Genomic DNA, 13,133 nt, shown 5'->3' on the forward strand with positions numbered 1-13,133 from the left:
AAACTACCCTACCAATACCTATAAAATATGAGTACCGTACAACGCGACATGTCACTTACCGGGCAACCCCCGGTTTCTATAAATACCATTCAAAAGTTAGGGACTGCACTAGGAGTAGCCGGACTTTTAATTTTACTTCTGGCTTTATTTAATGTAAATCTTCCTAATAAAGCTCTTTGGCTTAGCCTTTCTTTAGGAGGGCTTTTTATAGGTATAGTTCTTTTCGCTTACGGTGCATATGCAGACAAACAGGAAGGCATAAAAAATGATGCGGTTTGGTTTAAATCTATATCCAGTCGCGGTCTTCTGGCCTGGATTGCCGGCCTCGCTCTTACCGGTTTTTATATTATCTTATATTTTAAAGCAGATTTGTTAGGCCTTAGTGCCGACGGTGCAAATACGGGTTTAATAGCCCTTTTTGACCCTTTAAGCAATTTACTGAATGGCGGCCCTGCGAGCCAATGGTTTGTTTATGGCACTTTATATACTATCGCAATACTGGCTTTTGGTATAAAATTTATCTGGAAATACCGCCACAATAAATATGAACGTTTGCGCACACTTAGCGTAATGTTTTTTCAAACGGCATTTGCATTTTTAATTCCGGAGTTTATGGCACGTTTAAACTCTGAAGAATTTAGCCTGCCTTACTACGATTTAAAAAATATATGGCCACTTAACTATTACAATTTTGAACAATACCGAATAGATGATTTTATCTCTGCAGGTGATATAGGCCTGGCTTTATTAATATTTGGTATCGCTTCAATTTTTATCATCACCCCTATTCTAACCTATAAATATGGGAAACGCTGGTACTGCTCGTGGGTATGTGGTTGTGGAGGACTTGCCGAAACTGCCGGTGATTCGTTTAGACAATTAAGTGATAAAAGCGAATCTGCTTGGAAAATAGAGCGTTGGGTAGTACACAGTGTGCTGGTTTTTGTAGTGGTGATGACAACTGCAGTAATTGCCACCTATTTAGGTTACGACCCCGATAAATATTGGCTTACTAAAGATGTATTTCTAATAGGTGTGGCTGTATTTCTCACAGCATTATTTGGTCTCATTTGGCTATTTAAGAAAGAAGAATTAAAACAAGATGCACGTTATGGTGCTATAGGATATTTAGTAATTGTACTTTCATTAATAGGCATTCATTATGGTACCGGGAACACCTTATTTTTTATTCCTGCGGAAACATTACGTACTTCTTACGGCTTTTTAATAGGTTCAATTTTTAGCGGAGTAATAGGAACCGGCTTCTACCCTATTTTTGGGAACCGGGTTTGGTGTCGCTTTGGTTGCCCTATGGCTGCTATTTTAGGATTGCAACAACGTCTTTTTTCTAAATTTAGAATTACCACAAATGGTGGTCAATGTATTTCTTGTGGCAACTGTTCTACCTATTGCGAGATGGGTATTGATGTACGTGCTTATGCTCAGAAAGGAGAAAATATTGTACGCGCAAGTTGTGTGGGATGTGGCATCTGTTCTGCTGTTTGCCCTCGTGGGGTTTTAAAATTAGAGAATGCTGCTACAGATAATCGAATCAACAGCCGTGAGGTATTATTAGGAAACGATGTTAACTTGATGGATTACCTTAATCAAAACTAAATTAGAATCAATTTTGTATTTTTAAAATTCACTAAATAAATATGTTATGTTATTAGGAATGGTAGGTCCCTGGCAAATTTTACTTATACTTATTTTTATGGGTCTGGGCGTCATTCTGCCTATTGTAGCATTAGTGGATATCGTTAAGAACGATTTTAAAGGCAATAATAAAATTGTGTGGGTATTAATTGTGATATTCTTTAACCTCTTGGGGTCGATTCTTTATTTTACACTAGGTAAAAAACAACGTATTCTATAAGATATGTATTGAACCAAAAAAAAGGCAAGGATCTCCACCCTTGCCTTACTAACAAATCATCTAACAAACAAACTACCTTCTTAAAACCATCAATTAAGATGGCCTTATATTCTTATTTTTTTAGATAACTATAGCTACATTCTCGTATGTATATATGTTACCCTTTGGCTATATTCTATAAGAATAGTTGCTTTAAAGTCTCTTCAATTTATCTACGATAAATCAATGTTTTCGGTTTTCAGTTTTAGTAAATAAATAATAGTTTAAGCGAACTAGTTTTAGAATTTTAGTAAAAAATAAAGGCGGAAATTGATATTTCCGCCTTTATTAAAAATCAACAAACAAACAATCTATTTTTATAAAACTGGTAATAAAACCTGATCAATTACGTGTACAATACCGTTAGTAGTTTGCACATCTGGAATAACCATATTTGCAGGAGTTGCATTACCAGAACCACTTACAGTAAGAGTTCCGTTATTAAATGCTCCTAGTGTAATAGTATCAGAACCTAAAGCATCGTAAGAACCTGCACTTAATTCTGAAGTAAACTTATCTGCAGAAACATCAGCAAACACATGGTTTAATAAAACAGCAGTTACTAAATCTTTATCTAATTGTCTAACATCTGAAGGCTGTGTAAAAGTTAAGCCTAAAGCAGCACCTAAATTTATAAATGCTTGATCGTTAGGTGCAAAAACAGTGAAGTTAGCATCAGGATTACTCAAAGCTGTAGCAAGTTCTGCGTACAATACAGCCTCAACTAAATAACTTAACTCAGGTGTTTTAAAAACTTGAGCGCTTTGTAAAGCGACAGCAGATTCTACTACATTACCACCAGTTGCAATCATTACTTTATCAATAACATGTACAGTTCCATTTTGAGCACGTACATCTGTAGCTAGAATTTTAGATCCGTTGATGTACAAATCTCCATCACGCTGTACAAATCTTCTTGTAAGTGTTAATGCAGATGTTGAAGTACCACCTCCTTGAATAGCACCACCTAAAAGATTTCCGTTAGATACGTGATATAAAAGTGTATTTGTTAAGAAAGGAGTAGTTAAAGCCCCTAATGTTGCTTCATTCAATCCTAAACGCGCAAACGCGTCATTTGTAGGAGCAAAAACGGTATAGTCTCCAGAAGGATCTCCGGGATTAGCGTTACTTAAAACACCAACTAAATTAGCGTTTATGGCTGCAGATTCTAGAGTACTAAACGCCGGGTTCGCAACTGCAATACCAGCTATAGAAGTTAATTGATCTTCGTAAGCAGATTCGCTTTCGCAAGATGTGGTAAGTACAACGCTTAAAAGTGCGATTGCAATACCTGTATATTTATATAAGTTTTTCATGATATTTTTTGTAAATAGTTAATGATTAAAATGAGTAAGTAAGTCCCCAGTTATAACCGTCTGAGTCTCCCAGGTTACGACCATTTAAGTAAGTGCTATACCCACCAGACACACCTATTCCTCTGTAAAGTGGCACATAAGCAGTAAAACCTAAACGGGTATAGTTAACGCGAGTTGCAGGAAAAAAACCTGTAAAGCCTTCGCCAAAAATATCTACCCCATCTTTATCAGATAATTGGTTTGCTACATAAGCATCTAAATAAAATAACTCCTGTGCATACCCTAATTTGAATTCGCTTAATAAAGCATTAGGAACGTCGTTACTACGCAAGCTGTATCCCATTTGACCGGTTGCAAAAAAGCCGGAATCATTTTTGTAAGATGCAATTGCAAGACCGGTGATATCTGTAGAACGGTTACCTATAGCTATAATAGATTGAAAACCCGGATCTGCACTATAGTCACCCACAGGAAGTTCTACACCAGCTGCTGCGATTAAATCAATAGATCCTTTAGGAGTCTTTAGAGAAGTAAATCTATATTTACCATATACACTTAAATCCTGAAACCCTTTAACCTCGTTCGAAAGGCCATTGTTAGCTAAAGTCTCAGCAGTTGTTTCTCCTTCAGATCTAATGTATGGTAAGTTAATAATTACATCAAGATCGTCTGAAATCCCATATTCACCGTAAATTGAATAACTTGTTGTTTGTACTTCATTAAATACCGGTACACCTTTAACCTTTTGAGGTATAAAAAATACTTCGTCGTATTCTTCAGAAGAAAAAGATAGTGTTAAGCTACCTTCACCTTTAGCTTTCATAAAGCCGCTAACCGGGCTTTGAGCTATCATTAGAACAGGAAGCATCAAAAGCGTTCCCGTAATTAAGCGTAAGTTTAAATTCATGATTCTTTGTTTTATAGTTTACAAGAAGAGATACGCATAAGTTTTGAGAATGGTTTTCTTAATGTTATGTTAAAAACCTAAAGACCAGTTTTCTCGTATACATCAGGACTTAATTAAGCAACTGTATTCATCTGCCCCTTAAAATCAAAATCATGTTTTTTTATAAATATTTTTTCATTTTATTTTTAATCACTGGTAATCAATCAGAAAAAAGATATTATAAAGAGTATTTTGAAAATGGTAATCTTAAATCTGAAGGATGGATGCTTAATTCACAAAAAACTGATTACTGGTATTACTATTTTGAAAATGGAAATGTGAAAGGAAAAGGATCTTACGAGACTAATAAAAAAGATGGGTACTGGTTTTATTATACCGTAAATAATAAACTAGAAAGTCAAGGTCATTATAAAAATGGAAAACGTGTGGACTGGTGGGTGGTTCAAAAAGAAAACGATGTGGTAGAAAAAGTGAAATTTGTAAACGACGTTAAAGAAGGGTACAGTCTTTTATATAAGAATGGTCGCCTTTTTAAAGCGCAACATTATGAGAATAATGTACTAACCGGTGCATGGACGAGTGTCGCCACCTTCAAAAAAGATAATCCTAACGCCCGTTTTTAATGTATCAAATTATTAAGGTGATCATCCCTGCGTATAACGAAGAGCATTCAATAGGCCTTGTTGTTAGGGATATTCCTCAACTTGTAGACGAGATTATAGTTGTGAACAACAATTCTTCAGACGCTACAGCAGCAAGGTCTGTAGAAGCCGGAGCCACCTCACTTACAGAACCTTCACCAGGGTATGGCAATGCCTGTTTAAAAGGGATGAGCTACATCGCTTCACAAGAAGAAAAACCAGACATAGTGGTATTTCTAGATGGCGATTACAGCGATTATCCACAACAACTAACACAGCTGGTTAAACCTATACTAGAAGACAATATAGACTTTGTGATAGGTGCACGGGTTAAATCATTACGCGAACCGGGAAGTATGACGTTTCCGCAGCGTTTTGGAAATAAATTGGCTACAACCTTAATGCGGTGGTTTTTTGGATCACGATTTACAGATCTTGGCCCTTTTAGAGCGATTAAATATGAGAAACTATTAGCCCTAAATATGCAGGATAAAACGTACGGATGGACTGTAGAGATGCAGTTAAAAGCGCTAAGACAACAACTCACGTACACAGAAGTACCTATGAAGTACCGAAATCGTATCGGCGTTTCAAAAGTTTCAGGTACCGTCAAAGGTGCTATATTTGCGGGAATTAAAATTCTCGGTTGGATTTTTAAGTACAGTTTCAAGTAATGCAGACAATTATAATCATACTTTATACACTATCTCTAACTGTGATTTTTCTTTACAGTTTAGCTCAATTAAATCTGCTATTCAATTACTTTAAAGCGAAGAAAAAAATAGATAATTCTCCAGTTTACGACTTATCTAATCCCGAAGAAACCCCATTTGTCACCATACAATTACCACTTTATAACGAACTGTATGTTGTAGAGCGGCTACTGGTGAATATCGCAAAAATTGATTATCCTAAAGACAAGCTAGAAATACAGGTTCTCGATGACTCTACCGATGAAAGCCTTGCTGCAACCCGAATTTTAATTGATGATTTAAAAGCAAGGGGTTTACCTATACATCACATTACCCGTACTAACCGTACAGGTTTTAAAGCGGGTGCTTTAAAAGAAGGTTTAGCTATTGCTAAAGGTGAATATATTGCAATTTTTGATTCAGATTTTGTACCTAACCCAGACTGGTTACAAAAAACGGTTCCTTATTTTAAAGATTCAAAAATAGGTGTAGTACAAACCCGCTGGGCCCATCTAAATCGCGACTATTCAATACTTACAAAAATACAGGCCTTTGCACTCGATTTTCACTTTGTTTTAGAGCAAGTAGGTAGAAATTTTGGGCATCACTTTATAAATTTTAACGGTACAGCAGGTATTTGGCGTAAAGAATGCATACTTGATGCCGGCAACTGGCAGGGCGATACGCTAACCGAAGATCTTGATCTAAGCTACCGTGCCCAGCTTAATAAATGGGATTTTAAATATCTAGAAGAAGTAGAAACTCCTGCAGAACTTCCTATCGCGATTAGCGCAGCCAGGTCGCAACAATTCCGCTGGAATAAAGGAGCAGCAGAAAACTTTCAAAAGCTCTATGGCCGCTTATTAAAAGACCCTACAGTATCTTTCAAAACCAAATTTCATAGCTTCTTTCACTTATTAAACAGTAGTATGTTTTTACTCGTATTACTTGTTGCTATTTTAAGTGTTCCTGTTTTATATATTAAAAATAGTAATCCCGCATTTAGTTCTATTTTTAGAATCACTGCATTTTTTGCGGTAAGCACCATAATTTTTTTCATCTGCTATTGGGTTACTTACAAACGCATACACGGCGGCGGATTCAAGAATTTCATTAAGTATATCGCGATGTTTATTGCGTTTTTTTCTATAGCCATGGGTTTTAGTGTTCACAATTCACTGGCAGTTTTAGAAGGTCATTTTGGTAAAAAATCAGAATTTATACGCACTCCAAAATTTAATATTAACGCACTTAGCGACAGCTGGAAATCCAACATCTACCTAAAGAAAAGCTTTTCGGTAAATACTGTTTTAGAGAGTCTATTATTTCTATACTTCGGCTTTGCAATCGCCAGCGCATTCTACATGGGAGATTATGGGCTTATTACCTTTCACATTATGTTGTTTTGCGGTTTTGGCTTTGTAGCATTTAAATCTATTTTTTCTAGAATTTAGTTAGGGCACTTGCTGCCTTGTAAAAACTACGGCATCATCGCGCTTTCCGCTATATCTTTGCGACCTAAAGAGTCACAAAGGATGCCGCTTCAATCGCTAGTGCAAAAAAAAATAAAAGCGCGCCTCAGGTAATAATCTTAAGTTTAAGTTTTGATTTTAAACTAATTATGCTTCAAATCCTCAAAGATTATAAGATTTCGGTTTTGATAATGCTTAGTCTATTAGCACTGTACTGGACATTTGCTTACGATCTTGAGCGCCATAATTTTACAAAACTTATAAGTCTTTACGCAGCTCTCTTCTTTTTAAGTTTTAAACTTATTCAGTTCTTAAAATTTAATTTTAAAACACTTCTTCTACTCGGGATACTGGTACGGCTTATTTTTATAGTTGCCTTGCCTAATTTATCTCAGGATTATTTTAGATTTTTATGGGATGGTAGATTAACTGCTCAGGGCTTAAACCCTTATCTCTTTACACCAGATCAATGGATGCAGTCCGGAACATTCCCTATTGAACAGGCCAACGAACTCCTAAAAGGAATGGGAAGTCTAAGTGCCCGGCACTATTCAAACTACCCACCGGTAAATCAATTCTTTTTTTGGCTTTCAGGATTACTAAGCGGAAATTCTATTTTTGGAGGAGTAGTAGTTTTAAGACTATGTATTTTAACTGCAGATTTAGGAATTCTCCTTATAGGTCGTAAACTTTTAGAAAGTTTAAACCTCCCACAACATCAGATTTTTTGGTATTTCTTAAATCCGTTTATTGTTATTGAACTCACCGGAAACCTTCATTTTGAAGGCGTCATGCTTTTCTTTCTTTTAGCAGCTCTATACCTATTACATCGTGAAAAATGGGTGTGGTCTGCTGTGGTTTTGGGGCTTTCAATCTCCGTAAAGTTGGTTCCTTTACTACTGCTTCCGTTATTTTACCAGCTAGTCATAAGTCAAACACCCGGCTTGGCTCAAATACCCGCAAATCTGAATCATCTTATTAGAAAACCGTTTCCGTCAATAAGTAGACTTTCAGCATTTTATGCACTTGCTATTCTTGTTTTTGTAGGTTCTTTTGTTCCTTTTATCACTCCAGATTTAATCAATCACTTTACAAGTACCATCGCACTTTGGTTTGAGAAATTTGAGTTCAATGCAAGCGTGTATTACATCATACGATATATAGGCTTTCAGACAAAAGGATTTAATATTATAGCAACAGCGGGACAAGAACTCCCTAAGTATGTGATAGCTGGTTTGCTGCTGCTTACTTTTATTAGAAAAAACAACACAACGATACGGCTATTGCCAGCCCTACTTTTTGGGATTAGCATTTACTTTTTACTATCTACCACTATACATCCGTGGTATATAGCAACACCTTTATTGATTTCTGTTTTTACAAAATACAAATACGCTATCGTCTGGAGTGGTGTTGTAATGCTAAGCTATTCGGCATATCATATAGATTCTGTGTCAGAAAATCTATGGCTTATTGCATTAGAATACGTTTTGTTAATAAGCTTTGTGTTATACGAATTTTCTCTAAAAAAGCTTAAAGACATTAATTATTAACAACTTAGAAAAACTCTATAGCCTATTTTTGATGCGATATAATTATTAAACATTTGCTCTTGAACTTTGTTGCGCGTTTTTCTCTAATAATATTCGCATATTTTGTCGTCCCAAATATTTACTGTCAGGTTACTGCAATACCTGATTCAAATTTTGAACAGGATCTCATTGCCCAGGGATACGATACTAACGGACTCAATGGCAACATTCTTGATGCAGATGCCGCTGCCGTAATTGCTTATACCACCGGCCGTAATGACATTACAGACTTTACAGGATTAGAAGCATTTGTGAATATTGAAAATATAAACACAAATTCAAACTTATACTCCACAATTCCCTTAAATACACTTACCCGGCTAACTGAGTTTAGATTCTCAAATAATCAACTTATAACAAACTTAGATTTTTCAAATAATCCTAATCTTAAAATTTTAAATATAACAGCTAGTATTAGAACCCCAATTCCTACGATTACTACACTAGATTTATCTAATAATTTATTTTTAGAACGAGTAAATATTTCAGTTTTTGCAAGTATAACTTCATTAACTTTCCCCATAACACCTACTCTGGTTGACATTGATGTCGCTCAGTTAAGTGTTCCTGTATTTGATTTATCAAAATTAGAAGGTGATGTAGATTTTAGAATTATAGGGAGTAGAGTTGATACTAAAATTATTTACCCTACAAATCCTACAGCACTTAAAAAACTTGAGTTAAGCAGTATCAATTTTCCGCAAGTAGATGCCTCTTCTCAAATAGGTCTAGAACGTTTAGGAATATTTTCTTGCGATATTGAAGATCTTATTTTACCCGAAACAAATACGCTAAACTACATAACTATTTGGGGACACAAATTTACCTCCTTATTAGACTTTTCTATTGTTCCCCAACTTACAGATCTTGATATTAGATCTAATAATGGTAATGTACCACTTAGGGTTAATCTTAGAGATAATTTAGAACTTACAGATCTCAATTTTACCGGAGACTTAATGTCTGAATTAGATATTTCTCAAAATTCTAAATTACGTACCCTACGATTGTACAATAACTTATTTACTGATATAGATATAACAAATAATCCGGTTATAACCACTTTTGATGGTTACGACAACTTACTTACAGATATAGATTTGACAAAAAATTTATATCTCAAATACTTAAACATATCTCAAAACAAGATTCCCAATTTAGACGTTAAACTCAACACTGAACTTAATAGTCTTAATATTTCAAAAAATCTTTTTGTAGGTTCTGGTATTGACCTTACTCAAAATACTGAACTATCTTCTTTAGATGTTTCCTATAATCAAATCGAACGTTTAGACATAACCCAGAATATTAAACTTTCTCGTCTTAATATTTCACACAATCTTTTTCCAGGTAACGATATTCTAAATCAGTTTGCTACAATTGTTGCAAATACAGGTAGATTAAATGGTTCGCTAATAGCTAATAACAACTTACTTTCCGGGCCAATTCCAGATTTTTACGGCTTGTATGATCCCGCCGTTCAAACAAGACGGTTTCAACTGTATATTAATGATAATGAATTCCATTTTGGCGATTTTGAAGATCAGCATTTTGGCCTCGTTGATTTAACAACAACTCAATCTATAGGACCTTCGCCAGATGTTGTTATTCAAAACTATGAGTATGCCCCACAGGCAAAAGTGAACCCCATTGAAAATTATACCCCAAATCCGGGTGATAACCTTACACTCACTACAACCGTAAGAGGTTCTCAAAACCATTATAAGTGGTTTAAAGATGGGATTGAACTTCCTGATGCACCAGACAGCCCTAATCTGGTTTTAGAAAATATCAACTCCTGTGATGCCGGGGTTTATTATTCTGAAATCACAAGCGATCTGGTTCCCTTTGAAAATTCGAATCCGCCGGGTACTAACGGTAAAAATTTGCTTCTAGTGCGTAATGACATTACACTTACTTTAAATTACACAGAGCAATGTTCGGCATTATTAAATCCTGCTGATGGTGCTGTGAATGTTACCCGAAACCCCACAATAACCTGGCAAGATAGACTTGCTGCGTGCAGTTATATTTTAAATGTGGGAACAACTAGTGGTGGCGGTCAGATTCTAAATGATATTGAAGTTGTTGACGCAAATTTTTATCAGTTTGTAAACAATTTGCCTGCTAATACAGAGTTTTTTGTAAAAGTTACTCCGGTTTATGCCAGCGGCCCGATAACTAATACGTGCACTATACGCTCCTTTACTACAAACACCACCCAACTTGATATTCCTACTTGTACTAACCTCATCGCTCCGTCAGATAATAGTGCTGATGTGGCAGTTGACACCAATCTTAGCTGGACACCCATTACTAACGCAACCGGTTATTTTCTCACAATAGGTACGTTTCCCGGTGGTGGGGATATACTTCCAAAAACTGATGTAGGAAACTCAACAACTTTTAACCCTGCAACAAACTTTGCGAATGACACTTCGATTTTTATTACTATAAATCCGTACAATGCAGATGGTGAAAATCTAGGTTGTAATTCTGAACAGTTTAGAACCGAACGTGCAGCAACTTTACAGCCGCCTTCCTGCACTTCCTTGACGAGTCCACTTAATGGTGCGACTGACGTCGCTGTAGAGACCGATTTAAGCTGGAATGCTGCACCAACTGCAACCAGTTATCTGCTTTCTGTAGGCACCACAGCTGGAGCAACTGATATTTTAAACGAATTTTCAGTAACTACAACAACTTATGATTTACCAAATAATCTGCCCGAAAATACACAGATCTTTGTGACTATCGTACCTGTAAATTCCGCAGGAAATGCAACAGGTTGTATCGAAGAATCATTTACTACTGAAACTGTTTTACAGCCGCCTTCCTGCACTTCGTTGACGAGTCCACTTAATGGTGCAACTGATGTTGCTGTAGAGACCGATTTAAGCTGGAATGCTGTACCTACTGCCACTAGTTATTTGCTTTCTGTAGGTACAACAGCTGGAGCAACTGATATTTTAAACGAATTTTCAGTAACTACAACAACATATGACTTACCAAATAATCTGCCCGAAAATACACAGATCTTTGTGACTATCGTACCTGTGAATGCCGCAGGTAGTGCAACAGGATGTAGCGAAGAATCATTCACGACTCAAACTGTTTTACAGCCGCCTTCCTGCACTTCCCTGATAAGTCCGCTTGATGGGGAAACTGATGTTGCTGTAGAAACCGATTTAAGCTGGAATGCTGTACCAACTGCGACTAGTTACTTGCTTTCTGTAGGAACAACAACCGGCGGAACTGATATTTTAGATGCTGTGTCAGTTACAGGTATCACTTACAATATAGCGAACAATCTTCCTGAAAACACAATTGTTTTTGTGCGTATTATACCTGTGAATGCTGCAGGTAATGCGACAGGTTGTATCGAAGAATCATTTACTACTGAAACTGTTTTACAGCCGCCTTCTTGCACTTCGTTGACGAGTCCGCTTAATGGTGCAACTGGTGTTGCTGTAGAGACCGATTTAAGCTGGAATGCTGCGCCAACTGCAACCAGTTATCTGCTTTATGTAGGCACCACAGCTGGAGCAACTGATATTCTAAATGAATTTTCAGTAACTACAACTACTTATGATTTTCCAAATAATCTGCCCGAAAATACGCAGATCTTTGTGACTATCGTACCTGTGAATGCCGCAGGTAGAGCAACGGGTTGTATTGAAGAATCATTCACGACTGAAACTCTTTTACAGCCGCCTTCTTGCACTTCGTTGACGAGTCCGCTTAATGGTGCAACTAATGTTGCTTTAGAGACCGATTTAAGCTGGAATGCTGTACCTACTGCCACTAGTTACTTGCTTTCTGTAGGAACAACAACCGGCGGAACTGATATTTTAGATGCTGTTTCAGTTACAGGTATCACTTACAATATAGCGAACAATCTTCCTGAAAACACTATGGTTTTTGTGCGTATTATACCTGTAAATTCCGCAGGAAATGCAACAGATTGTATCGAAGAATCATTTACTACTGAAACTGTTTTACAGCCGCCTTCCTGCACTTCGTTGACGAGTCCGCTTGATGGGGAAACTGATGTTGCTGTAGAAACCGATTTAAACTGGAATACTGCACCAACTGCAACCAGTTATCTGCTTTCTGTAGGTACCACAGCAGGTGGATCTCAAATTTTAGATGCTGTTTCAGTTACAGGTACCACCTATAATCTAATAAACGACCTTCCTGAAAACACAACGGTTTTCGTACGTATTACACCTGTAAATTCCGCAGGAAATGCAACAGGTTGTATCGAAGAATCATTTACTACCATCACTTCAATCGTACCTCATAAGTTACGCTATGGCATTTCGCCAGATGGAGATGGCATTAATGAGTTTTGGGAAATAGAACAAATCACAGATTATCCTGAGAATTTAGTACAGGTATTTAATCGCTGGGGAGATCTTGTTTTTGAGACCATTAATTATGACAATATCAATAATGTCTTTAGAGGTATTGCCAACCGTAAAACGAATATGGGAGCAAATATGCTACCTGAAGGCACTTATTTTTTTAGAATAGATTTAAAGGGAGGTACAGAACCTCAACTCATTGAGGGCTTTATAGTCTTAAAACGTTAATTA

Annotated in this window: 9 protein-coding genes; 7 read left to right on the plus strand and 2 right to left on the minus strand. The window is 36.5% G+C overall.

Annotation, left to right across the window (positions count from 1 at the left end; translation table 11 throughout):
* The first annotated feature begins 27 nt into the window (after window positions 1-27).
* The gene (locus P164_RS11415; RefSeq protein ID WP_028376509.1) at window positions 28-1,617 is read left to right on the plus strand and encodes a 4Fe-4S binding protein; all 1,590 of its coding nucleotides are present in this window, start codon (window positions 28-30) and stop codon (window positions 1,615-1,617) included.
* A 46-nt stretch (window positions 1,618-1,663) separates the two neighbouring features.
* Entirely contained in the window at window positions 1,664-1,876 is a 213-nt protein-coding gene (locus tag P164_RS11420) for a PLDc N-terminal domain-containing protein (RefSeq protein ID WP_028376510.1), read from the plus strand.
* A 356-nt stretch (window positions 1,877-2,232) separates the two neighbouring features.
* On the opposite strand, the gene P164_RS11425 is transcribed toward P164_RS11420, so the two are convergent.
* Both P164_RS11425 and P164_RS11430 read right to left on the minus strand, forming a co-directional pair.
* Complete coding sequence (locus P164_RS11425; RefSeq protein WP_028376511.1) at window positions 2,233-3,231, minus strand: fasciclin domain-containing protein; 999 nt, start codon at window positions 3,229-3,231, stop codon at window positions 2,233-2,235.
* A 25-nt stretch (window positions 3,232-3,256) separates the two neighbouring features.
* The gene (locus tag P164_RS11430; protein ID WP_028376512.1) at window positions 3,257-4,138 is read right to left on the minus strand and encodes a hypothetical protein; all 882 of its coding nucleotides are present in this window, start codon (window positions 4,136-4,138) and stop codon (window positions 3,257-3,259) included.
* Between the two features lie 152 nt (window positions 4,139-4,290).
* Between P164_RS11430 and P164_RS11435 the strand changes: the two genes are divergently transcribed.
* From P164_RS11435 to P164_RS11455, 5 genes are all read left to right on the plus strand, one after another.
* Window positions 4,291-4,761 carry a toxin-antitoxin system YwqK family antitoxin gene (locus P164_RS11435; protein WP_035899780.1) on the plus strand — a complete coding sequence of 157 codons (471 nt, stop codon included), beginning with the start codon at window positions 4,291-4,293 and terminating at the stop codon, window positions 4,759-4,761.
* On the plus strand, window positions 4,761-5,453 hold the full coding sequence (locus P164_RS11440; protein WP_028376514.1) for a glycosyltransferase family 2 protein: 693 nt from the start codon (window positions 4,761-4,763) through the stop codon (window positions 5,451-5,453). The genes P164_RS11435 and P164_RS11440 overlap by 1 nt, the downstream gene beginning before the upstream one ends.
* Window positions 5,453-6,925, plus strand: a complete 1,473-nt coding sequence (locus tag P164_RS11445; RefSeq protein WP_028376515.1) for a cellulose synthase family protein — start codon at window positions 5,453-5,455, stop codon at window positions 6,923-6,925. The genes P164_RS11440 and P164_RS11445 overlap by 1 nt, the downstream gene beginning before the upstream one ends.
* 167 nt (window positions 6,926-7,092) lie before the next feature.
* Complete coding sequence (locus P164_RS11450) at window positions 7,093-8,496, plus strand: mannosyltransferase (protein WP_028376516.1); 1,404 nt, start codon at window positions 7,093-7,095, stop codon at window positions 8,494-8,496.
* 59 nt (window positions 8,497-8,555) lie between these two features.
* A complete protein-coding gene (locus P164_RS11455) occupies window positions 8,556-13,130 on the plus strand; it encodes a gliding motility-associated C-terminal domain-containing protein (RefSeq protein ID WP_028376517.1) in 4,575 nt (1,524 codons plus the stop codon).
* Window positions 13,131-13,133 lie beyond the last annotated feature (3 nt).

It is taken from the genome of Leeuwenhoekiella sp. MAR_2009_132, assembly GCF_000687915.1.
Classification (GTDB): Bacteria; Bacteroidota; Bacteroidia; order Flavobacteriales; family Flavobacteriaceae; genus Leeuwenhoekiella.

Coding starts and splice junctions, on each gene's coding strand:
- P164_RS11425 (WP_028376511.1), bottom strand. CDS start 3,231: ATGAAAAACTTATATAAATATACAGGTATTGCAATCGCACTTTTAAGC.
- P164_RS11430 (WP_028376512.1), bottom strand. CDS start 4,138: ATGAATTTAAACTTACGCTTAATTACGGGAACGCTTTTGATGCTTCCT.
- P164_RS11445 (WP_028376515.1), top strand. CDS start 5,453: ATGCAGACAATTATAATCATACTTTATACACTATCTCTAACTGTGATT.
- P164_RS11440 (WP_028376514.1), top strand. CDS start 4,761: ATGTATCAAATTATTAAGGTGATCATCCCTGCGTATAACGAAGAGCAT.
- P164_RS11420 (WP_028376510.1), top strand. CDS start 1,664: ATGTTATTAGGAATGGTAGGTCCCTGGCAAATTTTACTTATACTTATT.
- P164_RS11450 (WP_028376516.1), top strand. CDS start 7,093: ATGCTTCAAATCCTCAAAGATTATAAGATTTCGGTTTTGATAATGCTT.
- P164_RS11415 (WP_028376509.1), top strand. CDS start 28: ATGAGTACCGTACAACGCGACATGTCACTTACCGGGCAACCCCCGGTT.
- P164_RS11435 (WP_035899780.1), top strand. CDS start 4,291: ATGTTTTTTTATAAATATTTTTTCATTTTATTTTTAATCACTGGTAAT.